The sequence below is a fragment of the Pseudomonas promysalinigenes genome, assembly GCF_014269025.2.
Lineage (GTDB): Bacteria > Pseudomonadota > Gammaproteobacteria > Pseudomonadales > Pseudomonadaceae > Aquipseudomonas > Aquipseudomonas promysalinigenes.
The window spans coordinates 2,672,179-2,692,240 of sequence record NZ_CP077094.1 but is presented as its reverse complement, the minus strand read 5'-3'; the positions used below and the strand labels follow the sequence as shown (position 1 = coordinate 2,692,240).

At 60.6% G+C, this 20,062-nt stretch carries 16 protein-coding genes; 11 read left to right on the top strand and 5 right to left on the bottom strand.

The annotated features are described in order from the left end of the window. Window positions 1-57 precede the first annotated feature (57 nt). The gene (locus tag HU725_RS12175) at window positions 58-303 is read left to right on the top strand and encodes a hypothetical protein (protein WP_186478004.1); all 246 of its coding nucleotides are present in this window, start codon (window positions 58-60) and stop codon (window positions 301-303) included. A 55-nt stretch (window positions 304-358) separates the two neighbouring features. On the opposite strand, the gene acuI is transcribed toward HU725_RS12175, so the two are convergent. Continuing rightward, the gene (gene acuI, locus HU725_RS12170) at window positions 359-1,342 is read right to left on the bottom strand and encodes an acrylyl-CoA reductase (NADPH) (RefSeq protein ID WP_186477842.1); all 984 of its coding nucleotides are present in this window, start codon (window positions 1,340-1,342) and stop codon (window positions 359-361) included. 47 nt (window positions 1,343-1,389) lie between these two features. Further along, complete coding sequence (gene acuR, locus HU725_RS12165; RefSeq protein ID WP_186477841.1) at window positions 1,390-2,022, bottom strand: acrylate utilization transcriptional regulator AcuR; 633 nt, start codon at window positions 2,020-2,022, stop codon at window positions 1,390-1,392. Window positions 2,023-2,270: 248 nt separating this feature from the next. Between acuR and HU725_RS12160 the strand changes: the two genes are divergently transcribed. Next, complete coding sequence (locus tag HU725_RS12160) at window positions 2,271-2,654, top strand: DUF6508 domain-containing protein (RefSeq protein ID WP_186477840.1); 384 nt, start codon at window positions 2,271-2,273, stop codon at window positions 2,652-2,654. A 183-nt stretch (window positions 2,655-2,837) separates the two neighbouring features. Here HU725_RS12160 and HU725_RS12155 read toward each other — a convergent pair whose 3' ends face one another. Next, complete coding sequence (locus HU725_RS12155; protein ID WP_186477839.1) at window positions 2,838-3,620, bottom strand: helix-turn-helix domain-containing protein; 783 nt, start codon at window positions 3,618-3,620, stop codon at window positions 2,838-2,840. Between the two features lie 77 nt (window positions 3,621-3,697). Here HU725_RS12155 and HU725_RS12150 point away from each other — a divergent pair, with 77 nt between their 5' ends. Next, window positions 3,698-4,411 carry an aspartate/glutamate racemase family protein gene (locus tag HU725_RS12150; protein ID WP_186477838.1) on the top strand — a complete coding sequence of 238 codons (714 nt, stop codon included), beginning with the start codon at window positions 3,698-3,700 and terminating at the stop codon, window positions 4,409-4,411. Window positions 4,412-4,607: 196 nt separating this feature from the next. Here HU725_RS12150 and HU725_RS12145 read toward each other — a convergent pair whose 3' ends face one another. Then, window positions 4,608-5,522, bottom strand: coding sequence for a LysR family transcriptional regulator (locus tag HU725_RS12145; protein WP_060477094.1), 915 nt, complete (start codon window positions 5,520-5,522; stop codon window positions 4,608-4,610). 206 nt (window positions 5,523-5,728) lie between these two features. Between HU725_RS12145 and HU725_RS12140 the strand changes: the two genes are divergently transcribed. The 6 genes from HU725_RS12140 to pgm all read left to right on the top strand — a co-directional run bounded on the left by HU725_RS12140 (window position 5,729) and on the right by pgm (window position 15,604). Then, on the top strand, window positions 5,729-6,751 hold the full coding sequence (locus HU725_RS12140) for a zinc-dependent alcohol dehydrogenase family protein (RefSeq protein ID WP_060477095.1): 1,023 nt from the start codon (window positions 5,729-5,731) through the stop codon (window positions 6,749-6,751). Window positions 6,752-7,210: 459 nt separating this feature from the next. After that, on the top strand, window positions 7,211-8,584 hold the full coding sequence (locus HU725_RS12135) for a hypothetical protein (protein ID WP_186477837.1): 1,374 nt from the start codon (window positions 7,211-7,213) through the stop codon (window positions 8,582-8,584). Then, complete coding sequence (locus HU725_RS12130) at window positions 8,574-9,887, top strand: aminotransferase class I/II-fold pyridoxal phosphate-dependent enzyme (protein ID WP_186477836.1); 1,314 nt, start codon at window positions 8,574-8,576, stop codon at window positions 9,885-9,887. The genes HU725_RS12135 and HU725_RS12130 overlap by 11 nt, the downstream gene beginning before the upstream one ends. A gap of 86 nt (window positions 9,888-9,973) precedes the next feature. Then, complete coding sequence (locus tag HU725_RS12125) at window positions 9,974-11,623, top strand: VRR-NUC domain-containing protein (protein WP_186477835.1); 1,650 nt, start codon at window positions 9,974-9,976, stop codon at window positions 11,621-11,623. Next, window positions 11,620-13,881 carry an ATP-dependent DNA helicase gene (locus HU725_RS12120; protein ID WP_186477834.1) on the top strand — a complete coding sequence of 754 codons (2,262 nt, stop codon included), beginning with the start codon at window positions 11,620-11,622 and terminating at the stop codon, window positions 13,879-13,881. The genes HU725_RS12125 and HU725_RS12120 overlap by 4 nt, the downstream gene beginning before the upstream one ends. Window positions 13,882-13,966: 85 nt before the next feature. Continuing rightward, on the top strand, window positions 13,967-15,604 hold the full coding sequence (gene pgm / locus HU725_RS12115) for a phosphoglucomutase (alpha-D-glucose-1,6-bisphosphate-dependent) (protein WP_186477833.1): 1,638 nt from the start codon (window positions 13,967-13,969) through the stop codon (window positions 15,602-15,604). A 36-nt stretch (window positions 15,605-15,640) separates the two neighbouring features. Here the strand turns inward: pgm and HU725_RS12110 are convergent, their stop codons facing one another. Continuing rightward, window positions 15,641-16,339, bottom strand: a complete 699-nt coding sequence (locus HU725_RS12110; protein WP_186477832.1) for a pirin family protein — start codon at window positions 16,337-16,339, stop codon at window positions 15,641-15,643. Window positions 16,340-16,513: 174 nt separating this feature from the next. Between HU725_RS12110 and HU725_RS12105 the strand changes: the two genes are divergently transcribed. Next, complete coding sequence (locus HU725_RS12105) at window positions 16,514-18,970, top strand: UvrD-helicase domain-containing protein (RefSeq protein ID WP_186477831.1); 2,457 nt, start codon at window positions 16,514-16,516, stop codon at window positions 18,968-18,970. 127 nt (window positions 18,971-19,097) lie between these two features. Next, the gene (locus tag HU725_RS12100) at window positions 19,098-20,024 is read left to right on the top strand and encodes an alpha/beta fold hydrolase (protein WP_186477830.1); all 927 of its coding nucleotides are present in this window, start codon (window positions 19,098-19,100) and stop codon (window positions 20,022-20,024) included. Window positions 20,025-20,062 lie beyond the last annotated feature (38 nt).

Below are 20,062 nucleotides of genomic sequence, written 5' to 3'. Positions count from 1 at the left end.
CATTGCATCCTGACGAAAATCGCATCCAGCCTACGATACAAGAATAAGGGGGCTTCCATGAGTTGCCTGATTTGTGCGGGCCAAGCTGAGACTATCAAATCCATCATCGGTTGGGAGGAGCGGCGCTGTTCGTTGTGTGGCTGCTACCGCGTCTCCCAGGCCCTCATTCTGTTGATGATGGACGAAGGCCAGATTTTCGATACCGAGCGCATGCGAGCTTGGTTGACCAGCCGACGCGAACATATGCCGGTGCCGGTAATCGACCATGGGCAGGCGATATTGGCCGTTGCTGCTCGCAGGTGATCCCATAACGCCCGCCAAGCTCTAGCGCTAGTCGACCAGATGACCCTGGCGATTCCTAGCTGTTCACATCAACGATCAACCGGCCACGAATCTGCCCTTGCATGAGCTGCGAGGCAGCTGCCAGCGACTTTTGCAAAGTGACCTCTTTGGTCATGAAGGCTAAATCGTCGAGGTTGAGTTGGGTAGACAGTCTCTGCCAGGCTTCGATACGCCGTTCATAAGGCTGCGTTACGCTGTTGATCCCGAGCAGGCTCACCCCTCTGAGGATGAAGGGTGCGACGGTAGCCGGGAAGTCCATACCTTGAGCCAAGCCGCAAGCCGCTACCAAGCCTTCGGACATCGTGCTTGCGCAGGCATTGACCAGCGTGTGGCTGCCGACCGAGTCCACGACGGCTGCCCATTTTTCTTTTGCCAGCGGCCGCCCTGGCGCTGACAGTTCCCCGCGGTCGATGATGGTCGTCGCACCCAGGCTTTTCAGGTACTCGTGCTCACTGGACTTGCCCGTGGCGGCGGTCACGGTATAGCCAGCGCGTGCCAGAAGGCTGATGGCGAAACTGCCCACGCCGCCGCTGGCACCGGTGACCAGCACCGGCCCAGCGCTGGGTTCGAGCCCATGGCGTTCCAAGGCCATCAGGCAGAGCATGGCGGTGTACCCCGCTGTGCCGATGGCCATCGATTGACGCTCGTTCAGCCCTTCGGGATGGGGAATGAGCCAGTCGGCGTTGACCCGAGCCTTCTGAGCAAGCCCTCCCCAATGCCCCTCACCAACACCCCAGCCATTGAGCAGCACACGATCGCCAGGCTGATAGCGAGGATCGTCACTGGCCTCGACAGTGCCGGCAAGATCGATGCCTGGCACCATCGGAAATTGACGCACGACTGGGCCTTTGCCAGTGATTGCGAGCGCGTCTTTGTAGTTCAAGGTGCTGTAGGCCACCTTGACGGTGACGTTACCGGTCGGCAGTTGATCCTCTGGCAGTTCGCTGACTCGCGCAGTGTGCTGATCATCCTGCTTCTCGATCAAAATGGCGTTGAACATGATTCGTCCTTATTTAGACTGGTTGTCTTTAAATAGACCGAAAGGAATCAGCGAGTGATTCCGTTCAGAAACCCTCGATAGAAAATGTCCAGCGGGCGGACAGTCTGGGTCAGCCGTGCACGCAGCACTGCGCCCTCCCAACCTACCCAGAAATAAGCGGCGAGGGCCTTGCAGTCTTGTCCGCCAGCTACCTCTCCCAGCTTAACCGCTTCCTCCAGGCATGTTGCCAGGCGCTGCTCCCAATCCTGCAGGGTCAACTCCAACTGTTCGCGGAAGCTGTCCGGGAGCACCAGGACCTCTTGGCCGAGGTTGCCGACCAGGCAGCCTCTTCGGAACTGGTAGCGTGCCATCCCCGCTTTTGCCTCCTCAACAAAGTTGCCCAGCCGTTGCAGAGGGGATGCGGTTTTATCAGCGAAGTTGCGTTCGAGCTTTCGCGCGAAGTAATCGGCATAGCGCTGCAGTACCGCCTGGCCAAAGGCTTCCTTACTTTCGAAGTAGTGGTAGAAAGAGCCTTTGGGCACCTGCACGCGCTTGAGTACGGCCTCGATACCAGTGGCGGCGAAACCTTGTTCGGTGAGGATTTCCATGCCGCAGTGCAGCAGCAACTCGAGGGTTTCGCCATGTTCCCGTGCGACTTTGGGTGGGCGACCTCGCCGTGGGGTAGGTTTGGAGGTAGTCATGCGGTCTAATTTAGACTGATCGTCTCTAATGTCAACTGCTGATCGATTCTCGATGGGCCACGTGCTGGATGCGTCATGAAAAAGCGTCACCACCCTAGAATTGGCGCTCACTCAAGTCAGCAAAGGGCGTTGCATGTGCTGATAACTCCGTTCAGCTAGCTGTTCACAGCCACGGGCGAGTTTCGAGCTGTTATCAGCCACGCTCATCGTGCAAGGATGGGGCCCTGACCGATGAAAAGGATGTTGTGATGCTTCCCACTCAGGCCGATATCGACGCCTTATTGCACTTTCTGCCGTTGCTCTACCCAGGGGGGACGGCCATAGAGGCCTACAGCTTCAAAGACGGACACCCTTGGCCGATATACGCCAGGGTAGTCGAGGAGTTCTACCAAGAGGCGAGCAAGGAATGCTGGGTCGCGCTCGACTACCGTCCTACCGCCGACAGCTTAGTCAGGGAGCCTGAGGCCATCGAACAGGCAAGTCTTGAGCAGTTGCAGAGCTTGATCACTTACTGCGTGAGGGGCGAGCGATTTTGTGATGGGCACCGGGGTGCGATGATCGCCCAGGGTTTCGTACAGCGCCTGCTTGAGCGTCTCGCTCAGTTGCGTCCAACGCTGCCTGAGTGCCGCTGACAGCGCCAGTACGCACTGATTGGTGTACTCGGAAACGTCAGTTCATGGCGCAGGGTGGCTTACGAGCGACGTATCGAGGTATTTCGAGCCTCATTATCTGACATCTTCGAAAGACTGGATGCCAGTCGCCTGCAATGAGCGCTTCGCGCACCCAGAGTCGTTTGGATCAGGCCTGTAGTCAGGTCATCTACGTGACGAAGCTGTTCTGCGGCGGTAGGTGCTCGGCGTGATACCCAGATGCTGACGGAAAGCGCTGCCCATGTGGGATTGGTGAGCGAACCCGGCCTCCAAGGCAATGATCGCCAATGCAAGATCGGTCGTTTCAATCAAATGCCTGGCGGCCTGGAGCCTGATTTCGACCAGGTAGGCATGGGGTGTGGTGCCCACCGCGCGGGTGAAATCACGCAGCAAACGTAGCGCGTTGCAGCCATAGGTCCCGGCCATTTGCTCAAGTGTCAGAGGCTGCTGATATAGCTCGGTAATTTGATCCAGCACCGGTTTGAGGGCATTGGATTTGAGGCGTTGCGCACGATCTTGAGCAGGTTTGGCCAGCTCTACCAGTGACAGCACTCTCTGCTCCAGGGCCAGATGATCGACTTGCGGCGCAAGTAGCGCACGGCGTATCTGTTGCGCTACGCGAAGAGCCCCGGCATGGCCTGCCGACTCAATGCGCTGGTCCAGCGCCGGCAGGTGTTGATCGGCAAAGTAACGGTCCATACGCAGGACCAGGTATTCGCCCCCGCCCATGGACTCGGAAAACACGTCGACCCCGATGGGGGTTTGCGCCAGCACGCCGGGCAGGGTGTCGAAATCGACCCGGCGATCCGAATTGATGGCATGTATGCCTTTCTGCCGCTCCAGCGAGACACCCAAGGTATGCCACTGTGCAGGGTCATGGGCGCTGTAAGCTGCACGTGGCAAGAGCTGGACGCAGACCGCACCGCCTAATATGTCCCGGCTCAGCATATGAAATTTCCTGATAGATACGTCGCTTGTTCGATGGGAAGCTTTTTCGCACTCATTCATCATTTTTGGAGCATCGCATGCGCACTATTGGCCTTATCGGTGGCATGAGCTGGGAATCCAGTATCGAATACTACCGGCTTATCAACCAGCAAGTCAGAACCCAGTTAGGCCCGCTGCGCTCCGCGCAATTGCTGATGTACAGTGTCGATTTCGGCCCCATTGAGCAAGCGCAGCATCTGGGGCGTTGGTCGGATGCCGGCGCGATTTTAGCGGATGCGGCGCGAAGGCTCGAATCTGGCGGCGCGGATTGTGTGGTTCTGTGTACCAACACGATGCACAAGGTCGCCGAGCAGATTCAACACGCCATCAATATTCCCTTTCTGCACATCGCCGATCCCACAGCGGAGGCTGCGTTGGCGGCCGGCGTGACGACGGTAGGTTTGTTAGGTACGTCGTTCACAATGGAACAAGACTTTCTCAAAGACCGATTGAAAGCGATGGGCTTGAAGGTCCTGGTGCCAGATGCCGACGCCCGCGCAGTCGTTCACCGCATCATCTACGACGAATTGTGCATTGGCGTTATAAACGACACGTCGCGTTTGTTGTATCAGCAGGTCATCGATTCGCTGGCAGCCCGCGGTGCGCGAGCCATTATTCTGGGATGTACTGAAATAGGGCTGCTGATCAAACCTGAGCACAGCGCACTGCCCTTGTTAGATACCACTCAACTGCATGCCCAGGCAGCGGTGACCTTTGCCTTGGCCAGTGATTTGCAAGGCGACCAAAGTTGATATCGCTGAGGTGACCATGAGTTCAAATCTTTATCCTTGCGGCGTCTGGGCGGGGTATAAGGAACGAGGGGCGATTCAAACCTTCGAAATCATGCCCTCAGATGTGCCCCCAATGTAACAATTCACTGGAAGTGAGTGAGGTACATGGATTGTGGAAAGGCAGAAATGATCGACTAAACAGCCTGGCCGACGAAACCTAAAGACTGTCAGGGTCGCCGAAGAACATCTGTATCCGCGAGCGCAACCAGCGCTCGGCCGGGTCATTGTCCTGCGCGCCTCGCCAGGCCATGTGCAGCTCGAACGAGCGTACGTCGATCGGAAGATCCTCCGCGCGCAGCCCACCTGCCGCGGTCAGGGCATCGGCGGTGTAATCTGGCACCGTAGCGAGGATATCGGTGCCTGCTAGCAAACTGCCCAAGCCGTTGAATTGAGGTACTGCCAGGACCACATGGCGTTTGCGATCGATTTCATCCAATGCCTCGTCAATGAAGCCTGACAGGTCACCGGCAAACGACACCAATGCATGGGGGCGGGCGCAGAAGTCGTCCAGCGTAATGCTGCCTGGCACGCTGTCGGCACGCAGCAGCTTGGGCTTGCTGCGGCGCAAGACCTTGCGCTTGGCATTGGCGGGCAGTTCACTGGTGTAACTCACACCCACGGAGATTTCGCCCGAGGCCAGCAAGGTCGGCATCAGTAGGTAGTTGACCCGGCGCACCACCAGCACGATACCCGGGGCCTCGGCGCGCACGCGCTTTAGTAACTGGGGCAGCAATGCGAACTCGGCGTCGTCCGATAGGCCAATGCGAAACACCGCGTTGCTGGTGGCCGGGTCGAACTCGGCGGCGCGGCTGACGGCGGTGGAGATCGAGTCCAGTGCTGGCGACAGCAGGGCGAATATTTCATTGGCCCGTGCCGACGGTTCCATGCTGCGACCGGTACGCACGAACAGCGGGTCATCGAACAGGTTGCGCAGACGCGACAAGGCTGCGCTGATCGCCGGTTGGCCGAGAAACAACTTTTCGGCTGCACGGGTCACGCTACGCTCGTGCATCAGGGTTTCGAACACGATCAGCAGGTTGAGGTCTACGCGACGCAGGTCGTTTCGATTCATCGGTGCGCTTCGCTTGCAGTGGGGCAGGGGTGAATATTAAGGCCAAAGGCTGTTACTCTGCACCGATTTCCGGGGGCCAATGTGTAGGAAAGTCAGGTGCCCAATCGATGACAGGCATGTCGACTATTAATAGCCACTGATGGCCTAACGGCAAAAGCCCGGATAAAGTCCGTGGTAATACGAGATTCACACAGGCGAGGTATGCGATGTCCCGCATGGTCCGTTTCCACAAGTTCGGCGCTGCCGATGTGCTGCGCTGCGAAGAGCAGGCCGAACCTTCACCTGCTTTTGGCGAGGTGCAGATCCGTGTCGAGGCGATCGGGGTAAGCTGGTATGACGTGCTCTGGCGGCAGAACCTGGCGCCATCCCAAGCGCGCCTGCCGGCTGGCATCGGCCACGAGATGGCTGGTGTTGTCACAGCGGTGGGTGAGGGCGTCGACGATATCGCCTTGGGCGACCGGGTAGCCAGCTTCCCGGCCACCAGCGCCAACGAGCACCCGGTGTATGGGGACGTTATCGTTCTGCCCCGTACGGCCATCACTCGCTACCCGGATATCCTCACGCCGATCGAGGCCAGCGTGCATTACACGCCGCTGCTGATCGCTTATTTCGCCTACGTTGACCTGGCCCGAGCCAAGGCGGGCCAAACCGCCCTGGTCACTGACGCCAGCCACTGTGCTGGGCCGGCTTTCGTGCAACTGGGTAAGGCGCTGGGCCTGAAGGTGTTCGCCGCCACCAAGGACCCCGAGCAGCGTGAGTACTTGCTGGGTCTGGGTGCTGAGAAGGTGATCGTCACGGAAGAGCAGGACTTGTTGATGCAAATCGGCAAGTATACCGATGGTCGTGGCGTGGACATGGTGCTCGATGGTATGGGCGGGCCGCAGATGTCGCTGCTCGGTGATGTGTTGGCGCCGCGTGGCAGTCTGGTACTTTACGGCCTGCAGGGCGGCAACCAGACGCCGTTCCCGGCGTGCGCAGCCTTCCAGAAAAACATCCAGTTCTATGTGCACTGTATCGGTAACTTCACCGGCAAGCCGGAGTTGGGCATCAGCCAGGATCAAGTGGCGTTGCAACGGGCGCTGCGCGACATCAACCAGTTCACCGCTGACCAATTGCTGACGCCGCAGATCATCAAGGTCTATCCTTTTGCCGAGGTGGTGGAGGCTCACCGCTACATGGACCAGTGCCCTTGCGGCGGAAGAGTGGTGCTTGATTTAGCGCCTCACTGAAGGCTTTTCGCTATTGATACGAACCGGGTGAATGCCCGGTTTTTTTGCATCTGGCCTTGTTAAAACTAGCTGCGCGTCAGTCTTATATTTGTAAGGCAATGTTGCCGCACATTTTAGTTTAGCTGGGCAGCCCTGGCCTATTGTGCGTAATAAGGGTTAACGGATTTCTGAATGGTTTTTTCACTAAGATCTGTATCTTTTAATCCTTAAGCAACGTTCGATAATGGCGTATTGATAGTTGGCGCAAGGAGCGTGTTGTGATCAAGGGCAGGCGCCGAAATGCGCGGTTCGAAGCGGTGATCAGCCTCAGGGTGCACTCGTTTTTTTCGATGGTGTGGCGACAGCGAATTGCAACTTCCAAGTTTCTTATTCATTTGTAGGAAGTTTCGTAAGATTAGTTCGTCGCGCCGCTGCTCGGAAGGTGCGTTGTATCGTTGATCGAAGTTGTGGGGTAACGCTGTGAGCATCGTTCACGACCAAGCTATGCATTACATCTACCAACAAGTGCTTGAGCGCTTGTTGGCTCATATGTCCCAGGGGCAGCGAGCATCGCTGCAGTTGTTGATCCAGCGCTTGCTGGTCATTGCTGGCGGCCCTGAGTACATCGGTACGTTCCGGCTATTGGTGGTGCATGGGGCAGACCGTCAGAGCGCAAGGTTGTTGGCGGTACTGCGCGCCGCGCAGTTGAGCATCGCCCTGCGCGCACCGGTGACCTTCAAGTTACGGGTACTGGTCACCTGTTTGCCTCAGAACAGCAGCGCGCTGTTGCAGCAGCATGAGCGGACCTTCAACGCGTTGTTCATGCATGATGATCCGCGGGTGCAATTGCAGATGGTCGAGGGTGCGACCGTAGGGCCATTCTGTTGCCAAACTGAGCTGACGGTGCGGCATTTGCCCTTGTCCCGTGAAGCCTTGTTGCTGTTCGGCCACCTCGTCGATGCTCGGCCCGAAGCACTGCTGGGCAGCCGCACGCATCTGGAGTTGGCCGACGCAGTGCGCTTGGCACTGACTGCGTATCCGGGCGCCGATGCGCTGGTAACGGCCATGCCCGCCAGCCAGCGCCGACGGTTTGCCGCCTGGGCTCGGCGCAGCCTGCGCCGGGCAGGGCTGGACAGCCCCAATTCACTGCACCAGTGCCTGGACAGCCTGGCCAGGTGGTTAGGTCAGCTGCATGCAGTGGCTGGAACACCGGGCGGGGTAATCGACCCCCCGGCCAGTCCCCCTGATCGAAGCCTGCCGCTGCATGTGCTCATGATTGACGATCTGCTGGCGCAGTTGCTCGGTGACGGCGACCTCGACCGAGTGCTGGGCTGGCATTTCCAGGCAGAACGCGAAGGCCAGCCGCTGGCGGCCTATGTCGACCCATTGGCAATGGCGCAGCTGTTGGAGATGCAGGGGCGCTGCAACGCGCCTGGCGCAACTGGGCACCACTTGCGCCTGGTCGAGGCAGATACGACCAGCGAGCCTCAGGTGTCCCAGCCGGTGCGCTTGGCCAGCGCCTATGGGCTTGAACAGACCCAGCTCGCCTGCATGTTGTACCGGCCGTTTACCAATCAAGGCGTGGGGCTGGAGCGGTTTCTGCAATGTTGCCATGCCGACATGCTGGTGGCCTTGCCCTACCTGCACCGAGCCTTGCAAGGTAAACCTTGCCCTGATGCCGTGAAAGACTGGATCGTCAATACCAGCGGCCTACCCTTGGCGAAGTTGCGCATGGTTTACAAAGGCAGGCTGGGGCAGGGATTCCGCCAGTTGCTGACCAACCTCGCCCGCCGTGATGTGCAACTACGCTTTGTCGGCACCGCTCAGCGCAAGGCGCAGCCAGATGGAGCGTGAGTTCGCCTATCAGGCAGTGTATCGCTACCTGGTCGGTTTGATCGAAGAGGCCGAGCGCGGCGGGCAACAACGCTTGCCCTCGCTCAGGGCGTTGTCCCAGCGCATGCGGGTGTCGTTGGCCACCGTGCAGGCGGCCTATAGCCTGCTCGAGCATGAAGGGCGTGTGCAATCGAGGGCCAGGTCCGGCTACTTCGCCCAAGTGGGTTGGCTGAACGGCCGAGCCGATGTAAGCCAAACGCTGCCTGCGCAACCTTTGCTGGAGCGTGCGCTGTTCGCCCATGAGCGGCGTCTGGGGCGCCAGCGGGGGCGGCCGGTGCGCTTACTAGGGGCGCCACGCTTGCGTGAGGCTCTGGCCCAGCGTTACACCCAGTCCTCTCTTCAGTACTGGCGTGGCGAAGATGTGCACTTGGGCCCGGATGTACAAGGGGTCATGGAAATTCTTCTTCAGGCCTTGGCCTTGCGTGGCAGCACCGTGGTGGTGGCCTCACCGTGCTGCTGGCGCATCCTGCGCGCGTTACACAACTGCCAGGTGCGGGTGCTCGAGGTACCCCTGGACAGTAGTGGCAGTATCGATCTCCAAAGCCTGGCCAGGCTGCTCCGATGCGAGCCGGTGCGCATGGTGCTCATGCCTTCGTGCCTGAGTTTGCCGACGGGGCGCTTGATGCCCCTGCACGCTCAGCAGCAGATCGCAGATCTGCTGGCAGATCACCCCGTCTGGTTGCTGGAGAACGATGTGGACAGCGAGCTGTGCTTCAGCCAGCCACCGTGCTCACGGTTACGAGACTTGGTGGACCCGCAGTGGCTGTTGGTGCTGGGATCGCTAGAGGCCGCCGTTGGCGCTGAAGCACCTTACGCCTACCTGCTTGGGCGCCACGACGCTGTGGCAGAGGCATTCAGCCAGCGAGCGTTCCAGTTGGCTCCGATGCGCCAGCAAGCGGTGGCGCAGATGATTTACTCCGGCGAAATCGACGAACATCTGGCCAGAACGCGGGTAGCGCTGCAAGGGCAGATGGAGCAACTGTGCCAGCACCTTCGGGTGGTGATGGGCACCTCGGTGGATTTCGACATGCCCCAGGGCGGATACGCCCTCTGGGTACGTATCCCATCGGCCAAGATGTGCCCATCCAGCGCGGCGGCGAGCGCTGACTCGGCCCTGCAGGTGGTGGCTGGTGAGCAATTCAGCCTGCGGGGTGGCTATCGGCAGTTTCGAATGCTCAGGTGGCTGGGCGGCCAACCTGATGGGCTGGTGGCGGCCTTGCAGAGCCTGATCCGCGCCACGACGGACGACACCGTTCGTCGGTAGGCCGGCACAAAGCCCCCGGGTGCTTGCTTAGCGCAGTGATCTGTATGTATAAACAGTGCTCACTCTAGCTGCCCGACCCCCGTCTTGTGATTGCCCATTCTGTAGATGACCCGCTTTATTACCTGCATAACTTTCGCCAGGTGCTGCTGTGGGTCGAGTCACGCTATGCCGACCTGCTGGATGAGCAGGAGCTCGCGTTCATCCAGTCCTTTGCCACCTTGGCGCAGCCAGCCCAGGCCCTAATGGTGCGCATGGTCATGCGCAAGGGCGAGCTGTTTCGCTGCGACCGGTTGGACTATGCCGAAATCGGTGACACCGCCTGCGCCTTGCAGCCGCTTCTGGCGCTGGGCTGGTTGCGTGAGCCAGAAGCCTTGAGCCTCGAGCAGCTGTTCGCGTTGCTGCGCAAGGACGAGCTGGCCGTTGGTTTCGCCGGTCTGCTAGCTCGACCGCGGGCAGCCAAAAACGACCTGTTCGCACAGTTGCTGCCCATGGGGCTGACACCGCGACCGTTGCAGGAGTGGTTCAGCCAGGCGCCGGTTGGAATCGTGCAATGGTGCCTGCAGCCACTGTGCGACCGAATACGTTTGTTGTTTTTCGGCAATCTCTATCAAGACTGGTCGGAATTCGTGCTGGCCGACCTTGGGCTTGTGCGTTTCGAGCAAGTGGCTTTCACTCCCGATTCCCGGGCTTTGCATCGGCGCAGTGAAGTTGACCAGGCCATGGTGTTGCATCAGTGTGGCGAGCGCCTGGAACTGGGTGAGGCGCCCGCTTCGGTGCTGGCGGCCCTGGCTGATCAGGCCTTTGACAACCCGTGGCTGGCGCGGCGCTACAGCCGGCTGCTGTACGCCGTTGGCCAGCAGTGCGAGCGCCTGGGTGACTGGGATCAGGCATTGGCGGTGTATGCCCGCAGCAGCCATACGCAAGCGCGTATCCGCCAGGTTCGTGTATGCGAGCGCAGCGAACGCTGGGAGCAGGCTTACAGCCTGGCTCAGCAAATGGCCGCCGCGCCGGCCAACCCACTGGAGGTGCAGGCACTGCAGCGCATGCTGCCGCGGCTGGCTCGCAAACTTGGCGGCCCGCCGCAGCCACGCCGCCAGCGGCGCCGGCTCGAGCTGATCGAGCTTGAACTGCCTCGCGAGCAGGCAGCGCTGGGGGTGGAGGAGGCCGTGCGCCAGCACCTGGAACAAGCCGGGGGGCACGTGCACTATGTTGAAAACACCCTATTCAATAGCTTATTCGGGCTGTTGTGCTGGGAGGCTATATTCGCCCCAGTGCCTGGGGCCTTCTTCAATCCGTTTCAGGCGGCCCCCCAGGATCTACATGACAGTGATTTCCAGCAGCGGCGCGCAGCACAGTTGGCAGCCTGCCTGGGGCGCCTGGACGATAAATCCCACCGGCTTGCCATCCTCGATTGCTTTGCCTCCAAGCACGGCTTGCAGTCACCGTTCGTATTCTGGTCCATGCTCAGCAGCCAGTTGCTCGATCAGGCCTTGGCCTGTGTGCCGCCCTCGCACTTGAAACACTGTTTCCTGCGCCTGCTGCAGGATATTCGTAACAATCGCACCGGTATGCCGGACCTGATTCAGTTCTGGCCTGAGCAGCAGCGCTACCTGATGGTGGAGGTCAAGGGCCCCGGTGACCGCCTGCAGGACAACCAGCTGCGCTGGCTGGAGTTTTGCGCTGAACATGCTCTGCCGGTAGCGGTCTGCCATGTGCGCTGGAGCGAGTCCGCGTGAGTTATCGCGTGGCGGTGCGGGCGTTATGTGAGTTCAGCGCCAAGGTGGGCGATCTTGACCTGCGCTTCACCCCTTCACCCACTGCTCAAGAAGGTATGGAGGGGCATCGCCGGGTAGTGGCCACGCGAACTGCGGGGTATGAGTCTGAGATCACATTGGCAGGTGAGTATCAGGGTTTGCAGGTTCGCGGGCGTGCCGATGGCTACGACCCGGTCGCCAATCGCCTTGAGGAGATCAAGACCTACCGCGGTGATCTGGCACGCCAGCCGGCCAATCACCGCCAACTGCATTGGGCCCAGGCCAAGGTCTATGCCTGGCTGCTGTGTCAGGCGCGACAATTGGCAAGCGTCGAGGTGGCGTTGGTGTACCTGGATGTCGACAACGCCAGCCAGACGTTGATCAGCGAGCACTACCCTGCAGATGCGTTGCAGCGCTTCTTCGAAACCCAGTGCCAACGCTTTCTGGCATGGGCGCAGGCCCAGCAGCAACGCCTGGCCCAGCGCAACCTGGGCTTGCAGGCTTTGAGCTTTCCTTACCCGCAGTTTCGGCAAGGGCAGCGTCAACTGGCTGAAACGTTATACAAAGCAGTCAGCACCGGGCGTTGCCTGATGGCCCAGGCCAGTACCGGCATCGGCAAGACACTGGGCACCTTGTTTCCACTGCTCAAGGCCGTGGTTCCCCAGCAATTGGACAAAGTGTTTTTTCTAACCGCCAAGACCCCAGGCCGGGCGCTGGCGCTCGATGCACTGAGCCAGATCAGTGCGGCTAACCCGCAACCGGCTTTGCGTACCCTGGAGCTGGTAGCACGCGATAAGGCCTGCGAACACCCGGACAAGGCCTGCCATGGCGACTCCTGTCCGCTGGCTCAAGGCTTTTATGACCGTTTGCCCGCTGCGCGCCAGGCGGCGGCATCGCGGCCCATGCTTGACCGTGCCGGGCTGCGCGACGTGGCATTGGCGCACCAGGTTTGTCCATATTACCTGGGCCAGGAAATGGCCCGCTGGGTGGACGTGGTGGTCGCCGACTACAACTATTACTTCGATGCCCATGCCTTGTTGTTCGGCCTGACTCAGCTCAACCAGTGGCGTGTGGCCGTGTTGGTGGACGAAGCGCACAACCTAGTCGAGCGCGGGCGCGGCATGTACAGCGCCACCCTTGATCAAGGCCAGTTGCTTGCGTTGCGCCAAGCCAAACCTGCCGGCCTGGGGAGCGCCCTGGACCGGCTGAACCGTCAGTGGAACGCGCTGTTCAAAACCCAGCAGGCCCCCTATCAGGCCAGTGAGCAGTTGCCCGAGCAGTTTCTGCGTGCACTGCAGCAATGCATCGGGCTGATTCAGGAGCGCCTCAACGAAAAGCCCGCCGAAGTGGATGTGCAGGTGTTGCAGTTCTTTTACCAGGCGCTGCAGTTCAGCCGGGTGGCCGAGTTATTCGATGAGCATTTCCTGTTCGACGTCAGCCTGCGTGAAGGCCCACGCAGGCGTCGCTTGGCCAGTGTGTGCTTACGCAATGTAACGCCAGCGCGGCTGCTTGCCCCGCGCATGCAAGCAGCGCGCAGTGTCACGCTGTTTTCGGCGACTTTGAGCCCGCGGCGTTTCTACACCGACTTGCTCGGCATGCCGGTGGATACCGCCTGGCTGGAGGTTGCGGCACCGTTTCGCGCCGAACAACTTCAAGTGCACATTGCCAGCCACGTGTCGACCCGGTACCGCGAGCGCCAGGCCTCACTGGCGCCAATCACTCAACTGATTGCCGAGCAGTATCAACGTCAGCCAGGCAATTACCTGGCGTTCTTCAGCAGTTTCGAGTACCTGCAGCAGGTGGCAAGCCTACTTGCCCAGCAACATCCCGGCATCCCTTCCTGGGCTCAGGCCCCCGGCATGGGCGAAGCTGCGCGCCAGGCGTTCCTCGATCGCTTCGTGGCAGACGGGCAGGGGGTTGGCTTTGCGGTGCTGGGTGGGGCATTCGGCGAGGGCATCGACTTGCCCGGTACGCGACTGATTGGGGCATTCGTCGCGACCCTCGGCCTGCCCCAGGTAAACCCGATCAATGAGCAGTTCAAGCAGCGTCTGGGCCGGCAGTTCGGTGCTGGTTTCGACTACGCCTATTTGTATCCCGGAGTGCGCAAGGTGATCCAGGCCGCCGGGCGGGTCATTCGCGGGGATGACGACCGTGGCGTGCTGGTGTTGATCGACGAGCGCTTTGCCGAGCCTTTGGTACAACAGATGTTTCCTGGATGGTGGCAAGTGGCCGGAAACTAATGCTCAGCGCACCGTCGCATGGCAGTGCAACTCCCAGTACACTGCGTGTTCCAACACCAACATTCGTTGATCTCGAGGTTTTTGCATGACGCTCAGTCCTTTGGCAGGCAAGCCGGCTCCGGCCAGCGTGCTGGTCGATATCCCCCGCCTGCTCACCGCTTACTACACCGGGCGCCCGGACGCCAGCGTGGCGGCCCAGCGCGTGGCCTTCGGCACCTCGGGGCACCGGGGTAGCTCGTTCGACCTGAGCTTCAACGAGCACCATGTGCTGGCCATCACCCAGGCCATTTGCCTGTATCGCCAGGAAAAATCCATCGACGGGCCGCTGTTCATCGGTGCCGACACCCATGCGCTGTCGGCACCTGCCGCTGCCAGCGCGCTGGAAGTGCTGGCGGCCAATGGCGTGCAGGTAATGTTGTCCAAGGATGACGAATACACCCCGACGCCTGCGGTGTCTCACGCCATCCTGTGCTACAACCGTGGCCGCAGCCAAGGCCTGGCCGACGGTATCGTCATTACCCCGTCGCACAACCCACCGCAAAGCGGCGGCTTTAAATACAACCCGCCCAATGGTGGCCCGGCCGACAGCGATGTCACCAAGTGGATCGAGGCCAAGGCCAACGAACTGCTGGCCGCAGGGCTGGTTGGGGTCAAGCGCATGGCCCATGCCCAGGCGCTGCAAGCCGCTACCACCCAGCGCCATGACTACGTGGCCAATTATGTGGCTGATCTGGAAAATGTCATCGATTTCGACGTGATTCGTGGCGCCAACCTGCGCCTGGGCGTTGATCCGCTGGGCGGGGCAGGGGTGCGCTACTGGTCGGCGATCGCCGAGCGTTATCAGTTGAACCTTGAGGTGGTAAACACCGAGGTCGACCCGACTTTCCGCTTCATGTGTGTGGACTGGGACGGCCAAATCCGCATGGACCCATCCTCCCCGTACGCCATGCAGGGCCTGATCGGCCTGCGCGAGCGTTTCGACGTAGCCTTCGCCTGCGACCCGGACCACGATCGTCACGGTATCGTCACGGCTGACGGGCTGCTGCAACCGAATAACTATCTGGCGGTGGCCATCGATTACCTGTACCGCCACCGCCCCCAGTGGCGCAGTGATGCTGGTGTGGGTAAAACCGTGGTTTCCAGCGGCATGATCGACCGCGTTGCTGAACGTTTGGGCCGTGAGCTTTACGAAGTACCGGTTGGCTTCAAGTTCTTTGCCCAAGGCTTGTTCGAGGGCACGTTGGGCTTCGGCGGTGAAGAGAGCGCAGGCGCATCGTTCCTGCGCAAAGACGGCACTGTCTGGGCCACTGACAAGGATGGCCTGATTCCCGCATTACTGGCGGCCGAAATGACTGCCCGCACAGGGCGCACCCCAAGCCAGGCCTACGATGACCTTACCGCTACACTGGGTAAACCGTTCGCTACCCGCGTAGAAGCCAAGGCCGATGCACGGCAAAAGGCTGCTTTGAGCAAGTTGGCACCAGAGCAGGTGAAATCGACTGAGCTGGCGGGTGAACCTATCGTGCAGATTCTCAGCCACGCGCCAGGCAATGGCCAAGCCATCGGTGGCTTGAAGGTGATGACTGCCAATGGCTGGTTTGCCGCGCGGCCGTCTGGTACGGAAGAAATCTACAAGATCTACGCCGAAAGCTTCATCGACGAGGCCCACCTCAAGCGCCTGGTGCAAGAAGCGCAGGTGCTGGTGGACGCGGCCATCGCCTGATTGAGCGGAACGGGGCCGCAGGGCGGCCCCTATCCCTCAGGCAACATCGACCAGGACGATTTCGCTGTCCTCGATGGCCGTCACGCGCAGCACATCCTCATTTTCGATTGCCACGCCGTCGCGGCCATTGGCCCGCAGCCCATTGACATCGACCAGCCCCTTGGCCGGTACCAGGTAACCCCGGCGCCCCGCATCGAAGCGGTACTCGGCGGTTTCCCCTGCCTGCAAAGTGGCGGCCACCAGCCGTGCGTCCGTGCGGATCTGCAAGCTGTCCTCATCACCGGCACGGCCACTGGCCAGCGTCACGAAGCCTTCCCCACGTTCGCCTTTGGGGAACGGGCGGGTGCCCCAGGACGGCGCATCACCTACTTTTTCTGGCACGATCCAGATCTGGAAGATGCGCGTGTCGATGGCCTCCAGGTTGTATTCGCTGTGCACAATGCCGCTACCAGCACTCATCACCTGCACGTCACCGGCTTCGGTGCGCCCTTTATTGCCCAGGCTGTCCTGGTGGGTAATGGCACCTTCACGCACATAGGTGATGATTTCCATATCGCGGTGCGGGTGGGGCGGAAAGCCACTGCCGGCGGCGATCAGGTCGTCATTCCACACGCGCAGGTTGCCCCAGTGCATGCGTGCCGGGTCGTAGTATTCGGCGAACGAGAAATGGTGATGGGCGTCGAGCCAGCCGTGGTTGGCATGGCCAAGGCCTTCGAAGGGTCGCAGTTGCAGCATGGTCGAGCTCCTTGAATGGGTGAAATGAAGCCATGATGCGGTAAAAATAGATCGAAAATAAGCGTAATAATCGGTTAAATATGATCGTATAAATCGATATAAATATAAATGTAGTTTGTGCGATTCATCGCCTAATCCACTGATGCGCAAGCATTCGCTGGCGATTTCTAGCGGATGCGGCCAACATGGAGCGCTGATTGGATATACAACGGAGTGACCGTGGCCCACGAGCAACCCCAGCCGCTTGCCGAACTGACCCCAACCGCCCAGTTGCCCTGGTTTCGCCGCCTGGCGGCACGCGTGCTGGGCCGCGGCCTGACCCGCTTGAAGGCGCAGCATGGTGAGTCCTGGCACCTTGGCCATGCCCAAGGCTATGAAGCCGGCCGCCAGGTGCTGGTGATACGCGATTGGAGGCCTGATGAAGCAGGCGTGCCGGGCCAGGACGACAACCTGTTCGACGACTGGCGCCTGCCCCTGAGCGCAGAGCTCAAGAAACGTTTCAAAGCTGATGTGGCCCAACGCCTGCCTGCCGAGGCGCAACCTAGCCCGGCGCAGTGGAAGCTGATCTTCAGCGACACGCCCTCCACCTGCGTGGTGGCCGGCGCCGGGGCGGGCAAGTCGACCTCACTGGTGTTGCGTATCCTGCTACTGCGCCAGTATCTGGGCTACGAGTTGGATGCGATGACCGTGGTCACCTTCACCCGCGAGTCCCGCAAGGACTTCATCAAGCGCCTGGTGCAGGTTTTTGCGCTCTGGCAGCTCGAACTGCAACCGGCAGTGGCGCGCGACCTAGTGCGTACCTTTCATTCCCGAATTCTTCCGCTGGTACGCAGCCTGCCAGGCTTCAGCCAAGTATGTGCCTTCGAAGCCCTGGGCAACCAAATGCCAGCAGGACGGGAGGCAGAGACCGATAGCAATCCGTTCGATCTGCGCCTGAACGATGCCCAGCGGCTACAGCTCAACCAGTGCTACAGCCAACTACTGGCGCAAAGCCCGCGGTTCGCCGAGATCATCGCCAACTTGCGTCATGAAGCTTTGCAGCTCAAACCGCTGGACCCAGACCACCCGGATGTGCAGAAGCGGGTGCAGGTCACCCAACTGGCTGCCCAGCGCGACGAAGAATTATGCGACGTCATCGAAGACCTGTGGTTCGCCGCCGGCGCATGGCCGATCAAAGGCATCGAGCCGTGCCGGGAAACGATTCAGATCCGTGGTAGTCGGTTCCATGTCCACGGTCGCCTGGAAGGTACCGACACCTGGGTGGTGCTGGGCTTCGACCCGGCAGAGAGCGCCCAGTATCAACGCCCCGGCGCCAAACTGGCGGTGCGTGCCGAATGGGCGGTCAAGCGCACCTTGTTGCAGGCATTTTGTGACAAACCGCTGATCTGGCTCGACAACTACGCCATGGCCCAACGCCTGGCCGCATCGCTGGCTGGCGAAGCCGTGGCAGGCCCTGGTTTTGAGTACAAAGTAAAAGGCGAGCTGGCTGCGGCGCCGTTACTTGATGCATTCGTGGGTGCGGCCAGCTTCATCGAAAACCTAGGTTTGGAAGTCAACCCGGCCGTGGCCGCCATGAGTTTCCCCACTGGCGACCCCGATGCACTGTTCTTCGAGGCATTGGCACTGTACTGGAGGGCCTTGGAAGCGCATCTGCTTGACCAGTCGCCACCGGTCATGACCTACAACCGAATGTTCGCTTTGTTCGGCGAGAACAACCCGGAAAACCTGCAACTGCTGCCCGATGCGCTGCTGCGTCCACTGGCGCACTTGATGATCGACGAGTTCCAGGACGTGTCGCCGCAGATAGTCAGTTGGCTGCGCGCAAGCCTGCGCGAAATACGCCGCCGTGGCCCAATGATGCATACCGGGCGGCAGGCTCAGCATGCTTCGTTGATGTGCGTGGGTGATGACTGGCAGTCGATCTATGGTTGGCGCGGCAGTTCACCCAAATACTTCATGGAATTCACCAAGACGTTCCCGTCGCCGGCCAATACTCGAGTGATGCTGGTGGACAATTATCGCTGCCAGCAACAGGTGATCGATGCCGCCGAACACTTGGTCAAGGGTACGCCGGCTATCGCCGGCAAAAAGGCGCGCGCCAGCGGCCCCGCGGCCGACTTGCCTGGCGCCCCTGTGCGGGTTTTCGAACGCGATGAGCCGGCACTGGCCCAAACGCTGATCGAACACTACCAGCGCGGCGAATCGGTGATGATGCTTTACCGTAAGGGCAGTGACAAACGCCTGATGGACGCACACCTGCAACCTGTGCTGCAGGCCGAAACGCAGCTCCCCGCCGAACAGCGGCGCTTGCGCCAGCTGACCTACCACAGTGCCAAAGGTCTGCAGGCCGATGCGGTGTTCATGCTGGGCGATTGCCAGTACCTGACCAGCTCTCCCTTCAAAAACCAGGTCTATCGCCAGGCAGGCCTGGGCAAGGCGGGCGATACCCAGCCCTTCGACACAGCGCAGAAGGACGAAATACAGCGCCTGGCCTACGTCGCGGTGACCCGTGCCATACGGCATTGCTACTGGTACGTGGAGCCAGCGAACGGCGAGGCCGCGCCGACGTCACGGGCCTCGTGCCAGGTCGACGGCCGGCAGCCGTTCTTTGAAGATCTGCGCGGGCATTGAGGCCTTGGGTGGCCTGCGGCTGCGTCGGTCTCGTACATGTCAGGGTCGGAGAGGGGCCAGCGTGGACGAGGTATCTGCGAGAGGGTGAAGTACGCCGTGGCAAAGGCATCCGCCAAGGAGAACTTCGATGCGCTCGCTGTGCAGTCCCAAGGATCACCTGCTTGACCTCGACGGTATTGAAATAGCGGTACGCACCTGGGGGCCGGAAGAAGGCATTCCGGTGCTGGCGTTACATGGCTGGCTCGACAACGCTGCATCGTTCGAGCGGCTTGGCCCGCTACTCGATGGCTGCTTCATCGTGGCCCCCGACCTTATCGGCCATGGCCGTTCCGACCACCGCCGCCATGACAGCGGCTATTACCTCTGGGAACATGCCCAGGACATGCTGGCAGTCACTGACAGCCTGGGCCTGTCCCAGTTTCATGTGCTTGCCCATGGTATGGGCACCGGTATCGCCTCGTTGCTGGCGGCCATGACCAGTGGCATTGCCAGCATGATCTTCCTCGATGGTATCGGTGCACCGTTTACCGTAGCCGAACATGACCGCGTGCAGCATCTGGCGCGGGCCTATCGGCTCAAACGGATGGTTCAGCGCAGCCAGTTGCAGGGCTTTGCCGAGCCTGAAGCCAGCCGCTTCGACAACCTTGAATCGGCGTTGCTGCAAAGCCGCAAGCGCCTCGATGGGGAGCTAAGCGCAGAGGCCGCCCGGGTACTGGTGTTGCGCGACTTGCTGCAACTGCCCGACGGTTACTGTTGGCGTCACGACCCGCGTTTGGTGTTGCCTGAACCCATGCCGCTGACCGAGCGTGAAGCGTGCGACCTGCTGCGGGAGATCCGCTGCCCGTTGTACTTGATGCTTGCCAGGCAAGGCGCATTCAAAGGTACCGGCATCGAGCATCGCCAGGCGGCGCTGCCGGCACATGCCAAGGTGTCCTGGCACCCAGGCGGGCATCACTTTCATTTGGAGGCGCCTGATCGGGCATTGGTCGACCAGATCCTGCGTATCCTCGCCCGCCATGAAGGGGGCCTACTGCAGCGGCTGGTCAATGAATAGCGCCACGGTGGCCAACCCAGATAGTCCTGGGCTAAGGT